We start from the raw sequence: 20,838 nt of genomic DNA on the forward strand, positions 1-20,838 counted from the left end.
GGGGCAAGCCGTCGCGTCTCGTCGTCGGGACCTTTTTTGGCACCTCAATCCTGATCGGGTAGACCGAGCCTGGTCACGTCGCTCGGGTGCGCTCCGGGCATGGCCGAGAGGACATGCAGGGTGCCATTCACGTCCGCTATGCCAAGATGTCCGTGCTGTGCGGAAATAGAGCGAGCCCGGACGCCGCCAGGAAGTTCGATGACGACCGGCGAGGGCCACTGACGAACGACGCCGTTTTCGTCGAGGAGTGCTCCCCAGACGAACACATTGCCGTCCGCGGTCATCGCAGCGGAGTGAAAGTCCCCGCTGGCGATGTCGATGACCTTCGATGTCGACGGAATGAGTACCTCATCAGGGTCGGCAATCGCGACCTGATTCCCTGACCCCAGCTGACCGAATTGGTTAGACCCCCACGCAAACACGATGCCATCGCTTCTGAGGGCAAGACTGTGTTCGAGCCCGGCGGCAACGAGGGTGTAGCGGGCGTCGTCGGGGAGCGCCACCTCCAGAGGATGCGTGCTCGAAAGTTCTACGGAGCTCGATTGACGGCTCCGATTGTCACCCCAGGCATACACGCGGCCCGAACTCAGAACCGCAACGCTGTGAAGGCCTCCCGCAGCGCTGTGTTGCGCCGCCTCGGGCAGCGGCACGACAACGGGCGTCAGTGAAGCGCTGCCGGCTTCGCTTCGCCCGAGTTGCAGTGAGCGGTTTTCGCCCCAGGCGAAGATCTGACCATCCTCGAGCCTGACGAGGCCGTGACTTAACCCGAGCGAGACATCACGTGCCGGCGCGGACGCCTGGATCGTCACGGGTGTCGGCGTGCTCGTGATTGCCGCCGTTTGCTCCGTCCTGACGCGCTGGACCAGTTGTCGGGTAAGACGCTGAAGAACGTTGGCTGACTCGTCCGTCTCGACATGTTGCGTCGTCGTCCAGTTGCGACCCCAGACCAGCAATCGGCCAGACGCGTCGATCGCAGCACTGCGTCCGCCGTTCGCGGAGAGGGCGCCGAACAGACGCGCATTCGGTGCGCGGGGCACTGCGACGGCGCGGTCCGTGCGGCTCCCGTCGCCCAACTGCCCGTAATAGTTGTTTCCCCAGGAACGCAGCGCGCCCTGTCTGAGGTTCAGGTGATGCGCATATCCGTGCGCAGTGCCCGCACCGATTCGAAGCCGTGTTTCCTGAGATCCACGCACCGTGCCATCGCTGCTACGAACGATCACGAGTACCGAGCAGATACCGCTGCGATGCGCTGTCACCAGATCACCCTCAACGGTGCAGGTCTCGGCAGAAAGGTGCTCGAGAGTGACAGCAGACCCCGACTCAGCTCTCGCATCGATCCGGAACTGTTCGCCAGGAATCGGATGAACCCTCACATTGCTAATCGTGATGTTCTCGAGGGCGACAGGAGTTGTTCTCCAAGTGATCGCAAAGTTGTTCGCGTCGCCGGCAGACGACGACACCGCGATCAGACATTGCTCTCCCGCCGGACACGGAACGAGCATTTCCCCGCCCGACGGCGTGAGCGCCGACGAGCGAAACAGACTGAGGTGCCCGTTTGCGGCCACGCGATAGACGAGCACTCGATGGCCTGCAACCAGACCGGAGAGCGAGATTCGAAGATCCGTGTCGGCCCGGCCCGAGAATGTCCACCAAACACTGGTTTGCAAGCTGCCAGTGCCATGATCGGGCTCGTCGACCTCGGTTCCGGAATTGAACGTGCTTCCCTGGATGAGTCCTGTGTCGTCGATCAGCTCGATGGCGAACGACCGCAGGTCATTGATAGGCGGCTTTGATACTCGCTGAGGGGTTCTGCGCAGGGCATGGTCACCCAGACCGAGTTGCCCTTCCGAGTTGGCGCCCCAGGCATAGAGCATCCCGTCTGATCCCCGCATGAGCACATGGTCGGCACCGCCTTCGGAGAACTGTATGGCATTCACACCGGAGGGGAGGTTTACCTGGCGGAACGACGCGTAGCCAGCGAGATTGTCGAGTTGCGTCACGCCGGCAGGTCCGCTTTGCCAGACGGATCCATCTGAGAAACGAACCAGGGAATAGTAAAGCCCCGCGTATACGGAGGCCACCGGCTTGGTGATGCCGTGGTCGATGCGGAAGGGCTGGTGCTGCCGGATGTCCGCCGGGCCGAGGGCGCCGAAGTGACTGCTGCCCCATCCGTAAAGGCTGCCACTCGAAGAGAGGGCAAGTGAGTGTGACCCGCCGGCAGACACCTGCGTGAAGTGGACGCCCGGCACCGTCACGGTTTGAGGAATCGAGGTGTTCCGGGTACTTGCCGCTGCACCGCTCGTTCCGCTGCCCCATGCGTGGACGCTGCCATCGCGATCCAGTGCAAGCGCGTGGGACACGCCGGCCGAGATGCTGATGGGGCGAGCATCCGGATCGAGCGCTACGCGCCGAGGCTTCTCGCGATCCGTATGGGAGTAGGTGCCGAGGCCAAGTTGTCCGTTGTCGTTACTGCCCCAGGCGTAAACCCAGCCGTCATCGCCCAGCGCAAGACTGTAGTCGCTCCCCGCCGCAATCTGCAGCGCGCGAGCACCGTTGGGCAGGACAGGCTGGGCGTACATCGCGGTCGGATCGTCCGAACCTAACTGCCGATATTCGTTTGATCCCCACGCGTGGATGCGTCCTTCATCATCAATCGCTAGAACGTGGTAAAGCCCTGCAGCAACAGCGACGACCGGTCGGTCGATACCGCGAGCCGGCGCAGGGATGTTGCGAGCCTGAGTCGAGCCGTCGGCCAGATTTCCGCGCGCGTTGAATCCCCAGCTTTCCAGGTAATTGTCATCGTTGACGCGGTAACTCGATAGATGACCGGCCGCGAAGACCTCGCCGATGCGCGTTTGGATGTGCTGCTCGAACGGCGACCACACGGCGTCACCGTGCTGTACGAGGCGCAGAACACAGTCGCCGTGGTTTCGCATCGTGAGCAGCCCGTCGGCCCATGAGCATACTGTGTCGGTCAGCGCGGTGACTTCGACCGGCAGGCCGGACGACAAGGTCGGTTGAAGCGGATAAGTGCTCGCATGAGCCGAGGGGCTTAGTGAGATCGGCAGCGCAGTGCCCCGCAGGCGCTGGATGTTACGGGTGTCGAAAGACCAGGCGATACGGATGTCACCTGAAGTGTTCCCGGCGGGTTCCCCGACCGGCGGCGACAGCGTCGCGGCGTACTCGTCGACCGATATCTGGTACTCGACGCCGGCTTCCGTTTCGAACGTGACTTTGCTCGAGCGGCTCGCACCGAAGTCGTTGTTCCAGGCAACAAACTCAAGCGTTTCCAGCGAGTTTCCGCGATAGACGGTAAGCATCGTGTCGAAATCGCTGCCGGTCAGATCGATGGTCAACTTGCCGTCCGCGGGGGCATGCCAACGCCACCACGCGCTGTGGCCGCTGTGAGCGCCCGCAAGGAGCGGTTCTCCGGCCTCCGACGTTGTGCCGCGGTTATGGCTGGAGGTTGTTCCCGACAAGCCCGCTAGCTCGTAGCTGTCAGCGAAGTTGTCGTTGATGGGCGGAAGGTTGAGTGACGTTCCGGAGAGTGACTTCAGCTCTCCGTCAAGCATTCGAACTGTGCCGCCGGAAAGCGCGCCGACGCTGCCTACCAGCGACGCGATCGGTGCGGGGGGCTGCGAGAAATTGCTCATGCAATGCACTGAAGCGTCCTCAGTAAGGACGCAGCCGGCCCGCTCACCGTTTGTTTCCAGGAGGATGATCTTGCCGATCAACTGCGGGCTCAGCGCTTGCTCCTGGATCGGGAGCGGTTCGCTTGGCGCGTGATAGGTGGGCCAGTAGTAAAGGCGTCGCTCAGCTGTCACGGCGTAGTCATAGGACGTCCCCGCAACGATGCCGACAATTCGATCGAGCAGCGGGATTTTCAGGCGTCTGGGAAGTTCCGAAGAAGTGGAGTAGGCGCTGTCGGCGCCCCATCGAAATACGCTTCCGTTTTCGTCCAGTGCGAGTGCGTGTCGGGAACCGACCGATAGGGCAACGATGCGGGCTGCTCCCGGGATGTCGACTACCATGGGAGTATCAAGCGCGTCCTTGGATGCGCGACCAAGCAGCCCTGTCTCGTTTGACCCCCACGCAAAAAGCCGCCCACTTTCGCCAATCGCAAAGCTGAAATAGGCTGGTGGCCATAGGTTTGGCAAGCTTCTGGCGAAAATGTCCGTGGCGCGCTCATTGTCGGGCAGGTGTACCGGTGCTGCATGATCGCGGCTGGTACGTGTTCCGTCGCCGAGGGCGCCGTCAGCGTTATTTCCCCAAGCGTGGATCCAGCCATGTTCGTCGAGTATCAGGCCGTGACTCAGGCTGTCACTCACCTTCAGAGCCGAGGCGGGCAGATTGATAACCCGTACCTTCGTCACGTTGTCTGCCCGATAGAACGCGTGTACTGCTCCGGTCTTGTCTATTTCGGCGCCGTTTTTCTGCGCGCTCAAAGCGAAATCGGCGGAGACATGCAGCAGATGATCGACCTCGACCGGCGCCCATGTTGCGTCGCCTTCGACGCTGAGACGCACCCGGCAGGCTCCAGTAAGGCGGCCCCATATCAGACCGTCGTCGTCCATCGGGCAGACTGATGGGTCGCGCGTGCTCACGCGGACCGGCAATCCTGAGGCGTGGGTGGCAAGTACGCGGATGGCCGGCCGGCCTATGGTCAGCACAGGCGGTGAAGACAGAACGATGGGCGCATACTTGCGTTCGTCCATGGCCCAGCTCATTGACATGTGCTCGGCGGCCCACAACGGGATATTGAGCCCGATCTGGTAATCCTTTCCGGAATGGATCCTGACGCGTACGGTGGCCTGGCCTCCGCTGGCGGGTTCGCTGATCGATATCGGCGTAAGTTGTGCCAAGGAGTCACCCTCAAACACCGCGACACGTGAGCGGCTCTCGCTGGAAATCCGTACGACGAGGTCCGCGTTGCGATCCGCGGTGAACGACCACCAGAGCGTGCCACCCGGGCTATCGAGCGCGTTCAACGGATCGCCAACCTCGTTGATTGCGCCCGAATAGAAGAAGCTGCGCTCCCCCTGCGACGATCGGATAATTTCCCGATCGGCGAAATCATCGTTGCCACGGGGAAATCGAGTCAGTGCAGGTGTTCTTGCTGCTGTGACATGTTTGGCACCACCCCATGAGTACAGCTCATCGCGGGTTGACCAGATGCTGCTGGTGGTTGCTCCGGCGTGAATATCCCTTGCTCTGACGCCGGTCGGCAGGGCGACCTTGACGAAGCTCTCGCTGATCGTGTCCCAGCTGCCATTGCCCAACTGCCCATACTCATTGTTACCTCGGGCATAGAGGGTTCCGTCCCTCGTCAGCAGAAGTACGTGAGAATATGAAATGGAGATTTGATCGGCCGTCGCGTCATCGGGAAGCGGCAGCGGTTCAGGCGTGGAGCATGCACGTGCGGACGCGTAGTCGAGGGAAGAGAGAGATGAGCCACAGCCCCAGGCGTACACGCGTCCCTGATCGTCAATCGCCAGCCCTTGACCGCCGATGGCGTGGATCGATGTCACCTTCAGCGATGGCGGCAGGTCGATGACCGTCGGAGTGGCGATTTGATCGGTTCCATAGGTCAGCACGCCGTAGTCGCTGCGGCCCCAGGCATAGACCTTTCCGTTGCGGCCCAATGCCAGCGTGAAATCGTCGTCCGCCGCCAGGGCAGTTGCTCGCTCTCCGTCCGGGAGTTCGATTTCCTGCGGCGTCGCCGGAGACTCGTCCCATACTTCTCTGCGCCAGCCAAAGATGCGCCCATCTGCGTCGAGTACCGTCGTGTGGCTGTTACCGACCGCGACCGATGTGATGCTGCCCGCTCCGGGTACAGGCACTTCGACGTAGCTGTCAACGTAGCCAGTGTGGCCCAGGCCGAGTTCGCCGTACCAGTTCTGCCCGAAGCCATAGAGCTTTCCATTGGTGCCGATGGCGAAGCCATATTTTTCGCCTCGGCTGACGACCTGCTGTGCAGCGATCGTTCGCACGAACGAAAACTTGCGCATGCACGACGGCAAGTCCCCCGAAAAGCAATTGAAGTCAGGGGTCCATGCGCGTATCGAACCCTGACTGTCGACACTCAGGGTTGATAACCCATAGCTCGCCATGCGCGCGGAGGTCTCCGCCAGTGCTGCGGTGGTGACCGACATCAGGAGGGCTATGCAACGTAGCCAGAAATATATGCGGGCACCGGGCATGCGTATTGGAGGGACCATCATCGGAGACGGGGAGCGGGTGTTGGTCGTATGCTGAACAGGTTCGGGATTTGAGCACACGACGATGACATCCGTCTCGGTCGTGGATCCCAGAAAACGGCGATTGAGCGATGCGTTAAGCGCCGCGCCGCCCGGCGTCCGCCTTATCGCGCACTTTCGCAGCGATGGTGAAAAACGTGAACTTTTGTGCCTCGGGTCTTGGGTGGTCAGCCTGAGTCACAGCAATCGAGCCTCGTTGGTCCTCGGAACGAGTGCAGCAATGCGCACACCGTTTGTGACCTGGCGTGTTCCAGGATGTGTTTGAGGTGTCGGACGTCTTTCCTTCGTCGGACGAAGGGAAGTGGCTCACGCCCTACCGTGGGGGAGTCGGGATGTTTATGCCTTCGATCAGGATGCCCGCGTTGCGCGCCCCTTCGTCGAAGTACAGCCCGGACGGTGCGAGGAAGAGAATCAGGTATAGCCGGCGGTCGATGATCGCGCCGCTGCCGAGTCCGCGGCGCGGTACCTCTTCCGCGCGGGTGACGTAATCGAAGGTGAAGCGGAATCCGTCATGCCCTGCAAAAGGCGCAGGTTCGAGTTTTGCGAGTTCGAAATGACCACCTCGGCCGACCAGCATGGTTTCGGTCAGCGCGACCACGTCCTCGGCGCTCATGCGCGCTCTGAAACGCGGCGCTTTGTCGCTCTTCTCGGCGAGGTCATCAAGCGGCTCGCCGTCCTTGACGGCGACGAAAAAGGTCAGTGTGTCGAGCGGCAGGCCGTGGCGCGTCCAGATTTCCCGGTGCTTGCTCCCGTCTGGCGTGAAGCGGTTCCATGGCTCGCTGCCCGCGGTGTTCACCCGCAGCAGGCCGCCGACCGTGAGGGTGTCCGAAGCGCGCTGGAACACGGTCCCGCAGGCGGCAAGCGATGCGGACAGCAGCAGGACCGCGACGCTCCGGATCACAGTGTGTTGACGTAGTGCCTGATCATCGGCGCGTCTGGCGCATCCGGGGCCCGCTCGAGATAGCGGGTGAAAGCCTCGCGGGCCGGCCCGGTATCGCCCTTGCGTCGCAACAGGTGGGCGCGCAGGCGGTCGGCTTCGGCGGGCCGGTCGGTGCGGCCGGATGAGGCGTCGAGTACCGCCAGCGCCCGCTCCGCGTCGCCCTCGCCGTCGCGGGCCGACAGCGCTGCGGCTCGTGCGTAGAGCAGTAGCCCGTCCTCGCCCTGATAGCGGATCAGGCGTTCGAAGAGACGCAGGGAACTGTCGGGAACGCGACGACGCAGTTCGTCCTGCACCATCTGCGGCCGGAGTGATGCGATGGCTTCTTGGTAGCGCTGTGCGTGGATTTCGCCGCTTGCTGCGTCGGTGCGCAGGCGTCGGGCCTGCACGGCCAGCCGCTCGTGGCGGGAAGATGGTGTGGGATGGGTGGCGAACAGCGCGAGGCCGCCGCCGTAATCGTCTTCGCCCTCCTCGATCAGTTGCTCCCAGACCCGGGCAGCTTCCATCGGGTCGTAGCCGGCCGCGTGCATCAGTTCCAGGCCGATCGTATCGGCTTCCGACTCGTTGTCGCGGGAAAAGGCAAAGTGACTGGCGAGGACGCCCAACTGGGTGATGCGCCCAAGTTTGCCGATGCCGATTGCGCCTAGCGCAATGTCGACGAACTGAGCCATCGCCGATGTGGAGCGTGCATCGGCCAGGCGCTCGATCGTGTGGTGTTGCTTGAAGTGGCCGATCTCGTGACCGATCACTGCCGCAAGCTGTGCCTCGTTGGCGGCGCGAAGCAGCAGGCCTGTCCAGATCTGCAGCGTGCCGTTGGGCGCCATGCTCGCGTTGAAATAGGGCGTGCGGACGAGATAGACCCGGATTTCACCGCAGCGGTCTCCTGCCAGTCGGCAAACGATGCCGCGCACATAATCGTTGAGGGCCTGGTCGCGCAGCACGAAGGGCGAGTGGCGCAAACGGCTCTCCTCGCGGTCCATCAGTGCCCAGAGTCCGCCCTCGTTCGAAATCGCATCGGGGCGCTCGAAAGGCGCCGGTACCGCAAAGTCGGCGCGTGCCCCGCCGCAGATGGCGCCCAGAGCCAGCGCACAGAGTGCGCTACGCCACACGTTTCGCACCGCTTTCATTGCGGGAAATCCTCCAGCAGGACGTCCATCGTGCCTTCTGCCGACGCGCGGTCTCGCAGGTCGCCCCATTGCCGCGACAGGCGGTTGAACCACACGACGCGGCCACTGCGCAGGTCGACCAGCGAGGCATAGCCGACCTGGGCGCCGCCACCGAGATTCACCTTGAACAGCGCCGCGACGACCATCGTTGCCTTGCGCTCCATCGTTGCATAGCTGTCGCGCAGGAAGATGAACAGACCGTAATCGGCGCCGGTCCGCTCAGCCAGACGGGCGGTGTCTCCGGTCAGACGCCAGTCCAGTTGTTTGCCCTTGGTCGGCAACTCATACCGGTCCATGTAGTGATGCAGCGCAATTGCGCTGGCGACGGTGCCATGAAGGCGGATCAGGTCGACCACCTGCGGATCGTCGGCATCGATGTCGGTAACGAGCGTGCGACCGACCGCCGCCTCGCGGTTGCGAATGGAGACAGACATGTTCTCGCGTGCCTGCGCACTCCACTCGGCCACAGGTTCAGGCAGACCGCCCGCGCTGATCATGAACAGTTCGACATTGAGCGGCATCAATGCAACGCGGGCATCCTGCGGCAACCCGCTGAACGCGGGCGCGCTGACGGGCGCAGCCAGTGCGGGCGATATCAGAAGCAGGCCGGTGCAGGCGATGCGGAACAACGGGTTCATCACGCGGTGTCATGAATGAAGCAATTCGATTGTAGGCATCCGTGCGAGGGTGCGCAGGACTGGCGGCATGCTGCAGGGTGGCTGGGCCGCCTGCCATGACGGTCACGGATATAATCGGCGCCTCAGTCCGAAACTTCAGTGCGGACGCGTGGAGTGTTCATGTCCGACCTTTCATTGGTGTCACCGGAATCGGCGACGCTGTCCAACACCTTCCTCAAGTTCCGCAAGCGCCTCGAACGCGCAGCGGGGCAGGCCATCGGCGACTACTCGATGATCGAGGACGGCGACGTCATCATGGTGTGCATGTCCGGCGGCAAGGATTCGTACACGATGCTCGAATTGCTGCGCGGCCTGCAGGAGCGGGCGCCTGTGCGCTTCCGGCTGATCGCCTTCAATCTCGACCAGAAGCAGCCCGGTTTCCCCGACCACATCCTGCCGGACTACTTCAAGCGCATCGGCGTCGAGTACCGCATCGAGACCGAAGACACCTACTCCATCGTCAAGGACAAGATTCCCGAGGGCAAGACCACCTGTGGCCTGTGCTCGCGCCTGCGCCGCGGCATTATCTACCGCGTGGCGTCGGAGCTGGGTGCGACCAAGATCGCGCTCGGCCACCACCGCGACGACCTGCTGGAAACGCTGTTCCTGAACATGTTCTTCGGCGGCAAGATCAAGTCCATGCCGCCCAAGCTGGTCAGCGATGACGGCCGCCACATCGTCATCCGTCCGCTGGCCTACTGTACCGAACGCGACATCGAGCGCTTCGCCCGAGTGATGGACTACCCCATCATTCCGTGCAATTTGTGCGGCTCGCAGGAAAACGCGCAGCGCAAGCAGGTGAAGGCGATGCTGCAGGAGTGGGCGCGGCTGTATCCGGGGCGGATCGAATCGATGGCCACGGCGATGCGCAATGTCGTGCCCTCGCACCTGGCCGACCAGAAGCTGTTCGATTTCGCCGGCCTGAAGCCGGGCAGCGTGGTGGAGGAGGGCGATACCGCCTTCGATCCGCCCGAGCTGCCGGTGCGCTCGTGGGGCGATGAAGATGCAATGGGCGGCATCCCGGTCCGCCTCGACGTCGCCGCGGGCGGTGGCTGTGCTTGAGCGCTGGATGCGCCGCCCGCTGCGTACAGCACCGGAACCCGACATGAAGATACTTTTCTGCTGCATGGGCAACATCTGCAGGTCGCCGACCGCCGAGGGCGTGGTGCGTGCCCGGCTGGAAGCCGCGGGTCTGCACGAACGCGTCGAGGTCGCGTCGGCCGGCACCCACGCCCATCACGTCGGAAGCAAGCCTGACCCGCGTGCGACTGCGGCCGCTGCATCGCGCGGCGTCGATCTGACGCGCATCCGGGCGCGTCGTGTCGATGACACCGATTTTGCGCAGTTCGACCTGATCTATGCGATGGACCGCGACAACCTGCGCAATCTCGAACGCAACTGCCCGGAGTCGCTGCGTCACAAGCTCGCCCTCTTCCTGCAGCACGCCGAACGCTTCGACGAGGACGAGGTGCCGGACCCGTACTACGGCGGACCGGCCGGTTTCGAGCGCGTCCTCGATCTGATCGAGGACGCCGCGGATGGGCTGGTCAAGGAACTGGCGACCAGGCTGCGAAGCGCCACCTGACCCGAGGTCGGGAAAGAGCCAGTGAGTGATCGCGCTCACCGGCCCTTCGCCCCGTCCGTTTCAGGCGGCCATGCCCAGATGCTCGTCCGCGGTCGGCTGCGGCCGGTGCAGTGTGAAGGCACCATTCACGCGTGCGGAGCGGCTGCGGCGCGGACGCAGCAGGCCGTCCTTGCGGAAACGGGTGATTGTGCGCGACACGGTCTCGATGGTCAGTGCCGTGATATCGGCGATGTTTTTGCGTGTCGGCAGGTCGATCGGCGTGGCGTCCCTGCGATCGCCTGCCAGCAGTGTCAGCAGGCCCATCACGCGGTCGGCAGCCGTCCCGCGCACCAGGGCGGACAGACGGGCTGCACGGCGTGCCATGGCTGACAGGCTGTGCGCGAACACGTCAGTCGGTTCGTCGTCGAGCGTCCGCCATTCCAGTACCGTCGTGTTCAGTGCGGTCATCACGTAGCAGGCGGCGCCTTCCGGCTTCAGCCAGGGGCCGATCATCTCTCCTTCCAGCACCAGCGTGACGACGTGGCGGTCGCCGCCAGCGCCGGCGCAATCCACGCGTACTGCGCCCTTCTTTACGCAGAGCATGTCCTGCATTTCGGTGTCCAGCCATATCTCGGCGCTGTGTGCGCACTGCAGCAGACGTTGTCCGGTTGACAGGGAACGAAGCGAAGCGGTGGCACGGCTCATGAGCGGCCTCCGCGTGCGAACGCGGCCGGGTGGCCGGAGTGTGCGGGGTACATCTATTTCTCCTGATACGGAACGGCCCCGGTGCGGGGCATATGGGCCGCGTTCGGGCGGCCGGCGTCGTGTGATCAGGAGCGGGCGGGCGGAGCGCGCGCGAGATCCGCGCGGTGAAGTTCGGCAAGCGATGGCGCTGGCGAGGGCGCCATCGTTGCAGCGATGTGAGGAAGACCGCCCGTAACGTGCGCGAGCAGTGCGACTGGAAGCGGCGATGCGCCGGACAGCAGGCACAGCGCGCAGTGGCTCTCCGCTGAAGAGCTCTGCAGCGGGCCTTCGCCACCGCTGCTAAGACAGACCGAAGCGAGGTCATTCAGCCCCAGCGCAAGCAGTCGGGCCTTGTGAAAAGCGGACGTGCTGCCGGCGCCGGCATGCAGCAGCACCGCGCACAGCGCAAGCAGCACTGCGCGCCACATCCAGCGGGAATGACGAATCGACGACATGGTCACGATTGTCGCACAGGCGCCATGCGGGCCGTGCGACCCGGGAGCGACTTGTTACTTGTCCAGCAGCTTCTTCAGATTGCTCAGGCCGTCGGTATAGACCGCCTTGATGGTGCCGGTGGCCGCCTCGTCGTCCTTGCCTGCGGCGGGGTGCTCGCTGGCGTCGGCGCGGAAGAACACGCCTTTCCACTCCACCGTCGAACCGCCACCGTCGGCCGGCTTCACGGTAATCGTCGACTTGTACTTGCTGACCGGCAACGCGCCGCCGTCCTGGGCGGTGTAGGTGAGGCTGCGATCAGCGTCCGAGATCGCTTCCAGCTTCTCGACCACTTCGCCGCCGCCCTTGATCTTCAGCGTGCGGACCGAGCCGACATCGCTGCCGGCGGTGGCGGTGCTGCTTTCGACGGCCGGGTGCCAGGATTGCAGTTGCGTGAAGTCCTTAATCTTGGCCCACACGGCGTCCGGGCTGGTCTTCAGCGTGATCGTTTCGTTCGCCTTCAGGCGCGACGGGCCGTGCGCGAAGACGGTGGTGCTGGCGACGATGGCGAGCAGGGCTGCAAAAAGACGCATGGGGTGTTCTCCTCGTTTGTTGTGATTAAAAAAAGCGTGCGCAGTGTCGGTGAAAACGGGCGCTGGCGGCACGGGAAAATCACCCGGCGCCGGGCGGGCTTGCTGACGGACATACGAAAAGGGCCCGGACAATGCCGGGCCCTTCTGGTGGTGTCTGCGCCTCACTCGTTGCGCGTTTCCACCTGCTGCATCGGTTCGTTGGCGATCACCGGTGCCGCACGACGGCGACGGCCAAGTTGCGGCTGCTCGACGATGACGGGTTCGATACCGGCAGCGCGCTCGGCCGAGGTTTCCACCATGACCAGGCCGCTGTCGGCCAGCGTGCTCTGCAGGTCAGCCGCCGGTGCGACCGCGGGCGTCGGTGCCGGTGCGGCCGGCTGCGGAGCCGAGCCGAAGCTTTCCATCGCGCGCACCAGCGTCGATTCGCTGGCGTCGTTCAGCGGGGCCGCGGCCTGAACGGGTTGTTCGGCAACGGGCGCGGCCACCGGTTCGGCAGCGGCTTCGACGACCGCCGGCGCAGCCACCTCGGCCACGACCGGTTCGGTCACCGGTGTGGCGACTGCGACGGATTCGACCACAGCCGGCTCCGGGACTGCCGGTGCGGACACCACCGGTGCCGGCACGACAGGCTCCACCGGCGCTTCGACCACCGCGGCGATTTCGGTTGCCGGTGCGGCGTCGGCCAACGGGGCCTGCTCGGCGGCGATCGGTGCCGCTGCGGGAATGTCCAGCGGCAACGCGGCCTGGGCTTCGGCGGCGGCGGCCGGCACTTCATTGGCGGCGGAGTCGGTCACCGTCAGATCGCCCTCGACTGCGGCGACATCGGCAACTGCGCCCTCCACGCCGTCCGGACGGCGCTCGCCACGTTCGCGGCGGCCACCACGGCGGCGACGGCTGCGCGGTGCAGCGCCTTCGCCACCCTCGACCGGCGCGACATTCTCGGGTTGAATGCCGGTTGCAGCGGCCAGCGGCAGATCGGTCTGTGCCTGCTGCTGTTCGCGTGCGTCATTGGCGGCACGCTCGCGCGGTTCGCGCGGCGGGCGCGGCTCGCGCGGCGGACGCGGTTCGCGCGGTGCGGCGGCTTCCTGCTCGGTGCGCGGCTCGCGCGGCTCACGCGGTTCGCGCTGCTTGCGCTGACCCTCGCGGCCTTCGCCCTTGTTCTGCGCTTCGCGCGGCTCACGCGGCTCGCGTTGTTCGCGGCCTTCACGACCCTCGCGACCTTCACGTCCTTCGCGGTTGTCGCGACGGTTGCGGTTGCGGCCGCGTTCGCCCTCGCCACGCGGACCGCGTTCACGCGTCTGCGCGGGCTTCGCTTCCGGGGCCGGAGCGGGCGCCGGGGCAGGCGCGGCTGCGCCACCGCCGAACAGCCCGGCGATCCAGCCGAAGAAGCCACCCTTGGCAGCGGGTGCAGCCGCCGGGGCTGCAGCGACCGGTGCGGTCGGTGCGGCATCGGCCACGACCGGTGCCGGCTGGTCCGGCGTGATGTGCTTGATCGCCGCTTCCTGACGCTTCGGGCGCTCGTCGGCCGGGATGGCGGACGGCGGCTGATAGCTCTCGGCCGACGGATTCACCGCCATCTGGTAGGACGGCTGGGCCACGCCTTCGAGGTTCAGCTGGTCGTGGCGCAGACGGGTGATCTCGTGCGCCGGCGTTTCCAGATACTTGTTCGGGATCAGGACGATGTTGACCTTGTGGCGCAGTTCGATCGCGTTGATGTCGGCCCGCTTCTCGTTCAGCAGGAAGGTGGCGACGTCGACCGGCACCTGGGTGTGCACGGCACCCGTGTTCTCCTTCATCGCTTCCTCTTCGAGGATGCGCAGGATATGCAGCGCGGCGGACTCGGTCGAGCGGATGTGACCGGTGCCGCTGCAGCGCGGGCAGGGGATGTAGCTGGTTTCGGCCAGCGCCGGACGGAGCCGCTGGCGCGACAGTTCGAGCAGGCCGAAGCGGCTGATCTTGCCCATCTGCACGCGCGCACGGTCGTGATGCAGCGCGTCGCGCAGGCGGGTTTCCACCTCGCGCTGGGCGCGCGGGTTCTCCATGTCGATGAAGTCGATGACGATCAGGCCGCCGAGGTCGCGCAGACGCAGCTGGCGGGCGATTTCGTCGGCCGCTTCGCAGTTGGTGCGCAGCGCGGTTTCCTCGATGTCGCTGCCTTTGGTCGAGCGGCCGGAGTTCACGTCCACGGCCACCAGTGCTTCAGTGTGGTCGATCACGATGGCGCCGCCCGAAGGCAGGTTCACCTGACGGGAATAGGCGGACTCGATCTGGTGTTCGATCTGGAAGCGCGAGAACAGCGGCACGTCGTCGCGGTAGCGCTTCACGCGCGCCACGTTGCCGGGCATCACGTGTTCCATGAAGGTGTAGGCCTGGTCGTACACCTCGTCGGTGTCGATCAGGATTTCGCCGATGTCGGGCTGGAAGTAGTCGCGGATCGCGCGGATCACCAGACTGCCTTCCTGGTAGATCAGGAAGGCACCCGACTGCGACTGGGCGGCGCCTTCGATGGCGGTCCACAGTTGCAGCAGGTAGTTCAGGTCCCACTGCAGTTCTTCGGCGTTGCGGCCGATGCCGGCAGTGCGGGCGATCAGGCTCATGCCGCCAGGCACTTCGAGCTGATCCATGGTCTCGCGCAGTTCGGCGCGGTCGTCACCTTCGACGCGACGCGAAACACCACCGCCGCGCGGGTTGTTCGGCATCAGCACCAGATAGCGGCCGGCCAGCGAAATGAAGGTGGTGAGGGCGGCGCCCTTGTTGCCGCGTTCGTCCTTGTCGATCTGGACGATCAGTTCCTGACCCACCGACAGCGCGTCCTGGATGCGGGCGCGGCCGGGTTCGAGATCGGGCTTGAAATAGGACTTGGAAACTTCCTTGAACGGCAGGAAGCCGTGGCGGTCTGCGCCGTAATCGACAAAGCATGCTTCGAGGCTGGGCTCGATGCGGGTGATGACTGCCTTGTAGATATTGCTTTTGCGCTGTTCCTTGCTGGATGACTCAATGTCGAGGTCAACAAGCTTCTGGCCATCGACAATCGCGACGCGCAGCTCTTCGGCCTGCGTCGCGTTGAAGAGCATTCGTTTCATCAACTTCTCCCGCGCGCACCGCACACGGGCAGGACAAACCGCTCGTCAGTAAATAACGTCTATCGTGTCGGCTGCAATCGGGTTTTTTCGATGGGAACGGACTGGGGGACGTGGAGGGGTCTGCCAACTCTCAATGCAGCCGCGCTTTCGCGACTGCCTGGGGGATTCTGCCTGTACGGTACTCGCGCTACTCAGTACACTCGCTACTTTGGGTGAGCGGGATTAACCCGTGATCCGGTTTTCGTCTGCCAAGAAGGACTGCATGAGGAAGCACTTCACCGTCAATCTGTCACCCGGCGTCCGCCACTTCGAGCTGGATGTGCTCCGCACTGCGTCTGCTTCGAAATCAGACCGAAAACCCGTCGCAGTATATTTGAAATGAAGGAGTTGGGTAAAGCTCCGAAAGTTGTGCGGCATGTCGTGGATGCGGAGGAGGCTGGGCAGCGCATTGACAACTTCCTGCTGCGGGTGTGCAAGGGCGTGCCGAAGAGTCACGTCTATCGCATCCTGCGCTCCGGCGAAGTGCGTGTTAACAGCAAGCGGGTCGACCAGACCTACCGGCTGGCCGAGCGCGACGAGGTGCGCATTCCGCCTGTCCGCATGGCCGATCCGGGTACGCCGGTTGCCATTCCGGCGCTGGAATTCGACATCCTTTATGAGGACGAGGCCTTTCTGGCCATCAACAAGCCGGCAGGCATCGCCGTGCACGGTGGCTCCGGCGTCAGTTTCGGCGTGATCGAAAGCCTGCGGAGGGCGCGCCCGCAGGCGAAGCTGCTCGAACTGGCGCACCGGCTGGACCGCGAAACCTCGGGCATCCTGCTGGTGGCGAAGAAGCGATCGGCGCTGACCGCGCTGCACGACGCCTTCCGCGACGGCGGCATGGACAAGCGCTACTACGCGCTGGTGAAGGGCCGCTGGCTCAATCCGCTGCAGCACATCAAACTGGCGCTGACCAAGTATCTGACCGAATCCGGTGAGCGCCGCGTATCGGTCGACCCTGAGGGCAAGGCGGCGCATTCCATCGTCGAGCTGGAAGCGCGCTGGCCTGGCTACAGCCTGCTCGGTGTGCGCATCAAGACCGGCCGTACTCACCAGATCCGCGTGCATCTGTCGGCCAGCGGTTTTCCGATCGCTGGCGACGAGAAGTATGGCGACTTCCCGCTGAACAAGGCTTTGCGCAAGGAGGGGCTGCCGCGCATGTTCCTGCACGCGCACAGTCTGACGCTGAACCACCCGCTCACCGGCGAGCGCCTGCAGATCGAAGCGCCGCTGCCCGACGACCTGGCCGGCTTCGTACGTCGGCTCGACGCACAGCACCCGCGCGACTTTGATCGCGCAGCCCGAAACACTGACCAAGACCATGCCCGCACAGTTTGACCTCATCGTTTTCGACTGGGACGGCACGCTGCTCGATTCGGCGGCGGCCATCGTTCATGCCATCCAGCAAGCCTGCGACGATCTGGGCGTTGCGCCGCCGGACGACGCGACCGCGCGTTCGGTGATTGGCCTCGGGCTGATCGACGCGCTGGCGCGTGCCGTGCCCGAACTGCCTGCGTCCCGCCACCAGGAGCTGGCCGGACGCTACCGCTATCACTACCTGGCGCGCGACCACGAGCTGGCGCTGTTCGACGGCGTGCGCGAACTGCTCGATGAGTTGCGTGGGCGCGGTCACACGCTCGCGGTGGCCACCGGCAAGAGCCGCGTCGGCCTGAATCGCGCGCTCGGCCACACTGGCCTTGGCCCGATGTTCGCCTCTACCCGCTGCGCCGACGAGTCGGTGTCGAAACCGGCACCCGACATGGTGCTGGAACTGATGGACGAACTGTCGCACTCGCCTGAGCGCACACTGGTCATCGGCGATACGACGCACGACCTGCTTATGGCGCGTCACGCCGGTTGCGAGGCGGTGGCCGTGAGTTACGGGGCGCACCCTCTGCACGAACTGCTCGATGTGGCGCCACGCGGCCACGCCGCCAGCGTGGCCGAACTGACGGAATGGCTCCGATGTCACGCCTGAGCGTCTGCGCGTCGGACGCGCTGGAGGAAGGCGGGGCAGGGGTGCGTTTCGAGATCGGAGGGGGCAGCAAGCCGCGACAGGCTTTTGCCGTGCGTTTCCGTGGTCGGGTGCATGGCTATGTGAATAGCTGCCGCCACGTACCGATTGAACTCGACTGGAATCACGGGGAGTTCTTCGATACTTCAAAGCTATACTTGATCTGCTCCACTCACGGCGCCCTTTATGCACCGGATACCGGGTTGTGCGTCGGCGGGCCATGCCGAGGCGCTCGACTTGAACCGGTGAGGCTGGAAGAATCCGACGGACAGGTGTGGCTGTCCGAAGCATGCAGCGAGTAAGCAAGTTAACCATGTCAGAACCTGATACGCCGTCCGACAAACGTCCCGAATCAACGTGGGAGCGCAAGCTGATCGAGCGTCTTGCGCTCGAATCGGTCACCGAACAGCGTCGCCGCCGGCGCTGGAGCATCTTTTTCCGCATGATCGGCTTCGCCTACCTGGGGGTGCTCACCTTTGCGCTGATCGACTGGAGTTCGCTGTTCAGTCAGGCCGAGCATCGCAAGCACACGGCGCTGGTCGAGTTGAGCGGTGTCATCGCGCCGAACGGCGAGGCGAGCGCGGAGCGCATCGTGTCGTCGCTGCAGTCGGCCTTCGACGACAAGAACACCCAGGGTGTCATCCTGAAGATCAACAGCCCTGGCGGCAGTCCGGTGCAGAGCGGCATCATCAACGACGAGATCGGGCGGCTTCGCACGCTCTATCCGGATACGCCGCTTTACGCCGTGGTCGAGGACATCTGTGCTTCAGGTGGCTATTACGTCGCGGTTGCGGCCGATCGCATATATGTAGACAAGGCCAGCATCGTCGGCTCGATCGGTGTGCTGATGGATGGTTTCGGCTTTACCGGGCTGATGGACAAGGTGGGTGTCGAGCGCCGGCTGCTGACGGCGGGTGAGAACAAGGGTTTCCTCGACCCGTTCTCGCCGCAGGACGAACGGCACAAGGCGCACGCGCGCCAGCTGCTCGGCGACGTACACCAGCAGTTCATTGAAGTGGTGCGCAAGGGCCGCGGCGAGCGCCTGAAGGAATCGCCGGAGATGTTCTCCGGTCTGATGTGGAGTGGTTCGCGCAGCATCGAACTCGGGTTGGCCGACGATCTGGGTAGTGTCGAGTATGTCGCGCGTGATGTCGTCAAGGCGGCCGACATCGTCGATTTCACACAGCGTCAGAACATCGCCGAGCGTTTTGCCAAGCAGCTGGGTGCCGATCTGGGTGAGAGCGTGACTGGCGTGCTGAACCGCGTCGGGATGCGCTGAGGCGTCGCGCGACGCCTCAATCGGCGAGCAGGAGGAAAAGTGTCGGACGGCGGTCGATGCGTCCGATTTCCTCCGCAGCCCACTTCGACACCGGCTTCGTCCGCACGAACTGATCCGGCGCCGTCAGCGCCGCCGCCACGCACAGCAAGGTGCTGCCGCGGCAATGAGCGCGAATGGCGTCGAACATTTTCAGGTTGCGGTAGGGCGTTTCGATGAAGAGCTGGGTCTGGCGCAGTCGCGCCGACTGCTTCTCCAGCTCTGCCAGTGTCTTTGCCCGCGCGGCGTCCTCGACCGGCAGATAGCCGTGGAAAGCGAATGATTGCCCGTTCAGGCCCGAGGCCATCAGGCCGAGCAGGATGGAGGATGGGCCGACCAGGGGCATGACGGGAATTTCCATGGTGTGTGCGGTGCGCGCGGCCAGTGCGCCCGGATCGGCGACGCCCGGGCAGCCGGCGTCGGAAATCACGCCAGCACTGCGGCCGGCGAGCACGGGCGCCAGCAGGTCGCGCAGCAGACGGCCGTCCTTTTCTGGTGGCAACTCGATGATTTCGAGCTCGCGCAGCGGCGTCGGGTGCTCCAGACGCTTCAGCGTGGCGCGGGCCGACTTGGCGCTCTCCACCAGGAAGTAGTCGAGGCGGTGCGCGCAGTCGCGTACCGCGGCTGGCGTGTCGAGCGCGCATTCGGCGCCGACGTCGAGCGGGCTGGGCAGCATGTAGAGCGTGCCCGACGGGGTCTTTGCGCTCATGGCAGCGGGTAACCGATGTCACGCAGCAAGGCGCTGAGACGGATCAGCGGCAGGCCGACCAGTGCGGTCGGGTCGTCGCCGCTCAGCCTTTCCAGCAATGCAATGCCCAGCGATTCGGATTTGGCGGCGCCAGCGCAGTCCAGCGGGTCGTCGAGATCGATGTAGCGCTCGATTTCCGGCCGCGACAGCGTACGGAATACGACTTCGGTCGGCACCAGAGCTTCATGCCGTGTGCCGTTGCGAGCATCGATCACGCACAGCGCCGTGTCGAACACGACGGTCCGGCCGCTCAGTTCCGCCAGTTGGGCAATGGCGGCATCGCGGCTACCCGGCTTGCCGTAGCGACGTCCGCCGCAGGAGGCGACCTGGTCGGAGCCGATAACACAGGCGCCGGGAAAGCGCGCCGCGATCGCCTCGGCCTTGCTGCGTGCGAGGCGTACGGCCTGTTCGCGGGGCGTTTCGTGGCCGAGCATCGACTCGTCGATGTCCGGTGCCGCAGTGGTGAAGGGAATGCGCAGCCGGGACAGCAGCTCCTGGCGATAGCGTGAGGACGAGCCGAGGACCAGTGGAGGAAGATCTGGGGACATGTGCGGACGAGGGAAACGGAGTGCCGGCCCGCTCCTTCGCAGGCCGAAAGTCTGAACGTTCTTTGACAGCAGCTTCAAGGGGATAGTATCATTTTGGGTTTGTTTCTCCGCCCATCGCATCATCGGGCAAGCAGACGTTCATGACCGAAGCAGCCGGAGCCGGAAAGTCGACGGATAAAGTGTCGGCCGGCAATGAATCGAGCGGTGACGAAGTACGTGTCCGGCTCGACGCACAGCAGCTAGCGCGTGCGCAGCAGCGTCTGACCGGTCGTGTCGCGTTGGCGTCATTCGGGCGACTGGCGGCGGAGTGCCGCAGTGCCGACGGAATCGAGTGGTCGCTCACGGGTTCCGTAGATGCCGAGGGCGCCTGCTGGCTGACCCTCGCGGTGGCGGCAGATGTGGTGATGCAATGCCAGCGCTGTCTCGGCGACGTGCAGATCGATGTGCATAGCGAGTCCCGCTTCCGCCTGGTATTTGCCGGCGAGGCCTGGGGCGACGAAGATCTCGACGACGACAGCTTCGAGGCGCTGGAACTCGACGGGCCGCTGGATCTGGCAGCGCTGGTCGAGGACGAAGTGCTGCTTGCGTTGCCCGCGGTACCACTGCATCAGCAGTGCGAGGCGCCGGCGATAGCAGGAGTGAACGAGCAGGAAACGACTTCGGCGAAGCCGTCACCGTTTGCGGTGCTCGGGCAGTTGAAACGGAATTGAATGAGGCCGGC

At 64.5% G+C, this 20,838-nt stretch carries 16 protein-coding genes; 6 read left to right on the forward strand and 10 right to left on the reverse strand.

Annotated elements, in window-relative coordinates:
- Positions 1–44 precede the first annotated feature (44 nt).
- The 4 genes from METFAM1_RS0101730 to METFAM1_RS0101750 all read right to left on the reverse strand — a co-directional run bounded on the left by METFAM1_RS0101730 (position 45) and on the right by METFAM1_RS0101750 (position 8,998).
- Positions 45–6,152 carry an RCC1 domain-containing protein gene (locus tag METFAM1_RS0101730; RefSeq protein WP_019917779.1) on the reverse strand — a complete coding sequence of 2,036 codons (6,108 nt, stop codon included), beginning with the start codon at positions 6,150–6,152 and terminating at the stop codon, positions 45–47.
- 418 nt (positions 6,153–6,570) lie between these two features.
- On the reverse strand, positions 6,571–7,053 hold the full coding sequence (locus METFAM1_RS0101740; RefSeq protein ID WP_232419619.1) for a hypothetical protein: 483 nt from the start codon (positions 7,051–7,053) through the stop codon (positions 6,571–6,573).
- Between the two features lie 101 nt (positions 7,054–7,154).
- Positions 7,155–8,321 (reverse strand): M48 family metallopeptidase, encoded by a 1,167-nt coding sequence (locus METFAM1_RS0101745; protein ID WP_019917782.1) that lies wholly within the window; start codon positions 8,319–8,321, stop codon positions 7,155–7,157.
- Positions 8,318–8,998 carry a hypothetical protein gene (locus METFAM1_RS0101750; protein WP_019917783.1) on the reverse strand — a complete coding sequence of 227 codons (681 nt, stop codon included), beginning with the start codon at positions 8,996–8,998 and terminating at the stop codon, positions 8,318–8,320. Before METFAM1_RS0101750 ends, METFAM1_RS0101745 begins: the two co-directional genes overlap by 4 nt.
- A 159-nt stretch (positions 8,999–9,157) precedes the next feature.
- On the opposite strand from METFAM1_RS0101750, the gene ttcA reads away from it, so the two are divergent.
- Both ttcA and METFAM1_RS0101760 read left to right on the forward strand, forming a co-directional pair.
- The gene (gene ttcA, locus METFAM1_RS0101755; RefSeq protein ID WP_024300373.1) at positions 9,158–10,099 is read left to right on the forward strand and encodes a tRNA 2-thiocytidine(32) synthetase TtcA; all 942 of its coding nucleotides are present in this window, start codon (positions 9,158–9,160) and stop codon (positions 10,097–10,099) included.
- A 7-nt stretch (positions 10,100–10,106) separates the two neighbouring features.
- Positions 10,107–10,622 carry a low molecular weight protein-tyrosine-phosphatase gene (locus tag METFAM1_RS0101760; protein WP_024300374.1) on the forward strand — a complete coding sequence of 172 codons (516 nt, stop codon included), beginning with the start codon at positions 10,107–10,109 and terminating at the stop codon, positions 10,620–10,622.
- A gap of 60 nt (positions 10,623–10,682) precedes the next feature.
- Here the strand turns inward: METFAM1_RS0101760 and METFAM1_RS20310 are convergent, their stop codons facing one another.
- The 4 genes from METFAM1_RS20310 to METFAM1_RS0101780 all read right to left on the reverse strand — a co-directional run bounded on the left by METFAM1_RS20310 (position 10,683) and on the right by METFAM1_RS0101780 (position 15,453).
- Complete coding sequence (locus METFAM1_RS20310) at positions 10,683–11,306, reverse strand: Crp/Fnr family transcriptional regulator (RefSeq protein ID WP_019917786.1); 624 nt, start codon at positions 11,304–11,306, stop codon at positions 10,683–10,685.
- Positions 11,307–11,431: 125 nt separating this feature from the next.
- A complete protein-coding gene (locus METFAM1_RS20745; RefSeq protein ID WP_157256653.1) occupies positions 11,432–11,800 on the reverse strand; it encodes a hypothetical protein in 369 nt (122 codons plus the stop codon).
- A gap of 54 nt (positions 11,801–11,854) precedes the next feature.
- Positions 11,855–12,370 (reverse strand): SRPBCC family protein, encoded by a 516-nt coding sequence (locus METFAM1_RS0101775; RefSeq protein ID WP_019917788.1) that lies wholly within the window; start codon positions 12,368–12,370, stop codon positions 11,855–11,857.
- A 161-nt stretch (positions 12,371–12,531) separates the two neighbouring features.
- Positions 12,532–15,453: an Rne/Rng family ribonuclease gene (locus METFAM1_RS0101780; RefSeq protein WP_019917789.1), complete on the reverse strand. Its 2,922-nt coding sequence runs from the start codon at positions 15,451–15,453 to the stop codon at positions 12,532–12,534.
- A gap of 378 nt (positions 15,454–15,831) precedes the next feature.
- Here METFAM1_RS0101780 and METFAM1_RS0101790 point away from each other — a divergent pair, with 378 nt between their 5' ends.
- The 3 genes from METFAM1_RS0101790 (at position 15,832) to METFAM1_RS0101800 (ending at position 18,785) form a co-directional block, all read left to right on the forward strand.
- Positions 15,832–16,830, forward strand: a complete 999-nt coding sequence (locus tag METFAM1_RS0101790) for an RluA family pseudouridine synthase (protein WP_024300375.1) — start codon at positions 15,832–15,834, stop codon at positions 16,828–16,830.
- Positions 16,814–17,470, forward strand: coding sequence for an HAD family hydrolase (locus METFAM1_RS0101795; protein WP_024300376.1), 657 nt, complete (start codon positions 16,814–16,816; stop codon positions 17,468–17,470). The genes METFAM1_RS0101790 and METFAM1_RS0101795 overlap by 17 nt, the downstream gene beginning before the upstream one ends.
- 349 nt (positions 17,471–17,819) lie before the next feature.
- A complete protein-coding gene (locus METFAM1_RS0101800) occupies positions 17,820–18,785 on the forward strand; it encodes a S49 family peptidase (protein WP_019917793.1) in 966 nt (321 codons plus the stop codon).
- 16 nt (positions 18,786–18,801) lie between these two features.
- On the opposite strand, the gene METFAM1_RS0101805 is transcribed toward METFAM1_RS0101800, so the two are convergent.
- Positions 18,802–19,530: an SAM-dependent methyltransferase gene (locus tag METFAM1_RS0101805; protein ID WP_019917795.1), complete on the reverse strand. Its 729-nt coding sequence runs from the start codon at positions 19,528–19,530 to the stop codon at positions 18,802–18,804.
- Positions 19,527–20,117: a Maf family protein gene (locus METFAM1_RS0101810; protein WP_019917797.1), complete on the reverse strand. Its 591-nt coding sequence runs from the start codon at positions 20,115–20,117 to the stop codon at positions 19,527–19,529. Before METFAM1_RS0101810 ends, METFAM1_RS0101805 begins: the two co-directional genes overlap by 4 nt.
- Positions 20,118–20,257: 140 nt before the next feature.
- On the opposite strand from METFAM1_RS0101810, the gene METFAM1_RS0101815 reads away from it, so the two are divergent.
- Entirely contained in the window at positions 20,258–20,827 is a 570-nt protein-coding gene (locus METFAM1_RS0101815) for a YceD family protein (RefSeq protein ID WP_019917799.1), read from the forward strand.
- Positions 20,828–20,838 lie beyond the last annotated feature (11 nt).

Origin of the sequence: Methyloversatilis discipulorum, from assembly GCF_000527135.1 — a bacterium.
Classification (GTDB): Bacteria; Pseudomonadota; Gammaproteobacteria; order Burkholderiales; family Rhodocyclaceae; genus Methyloversatilis; species Methyloversatilis discipulorum.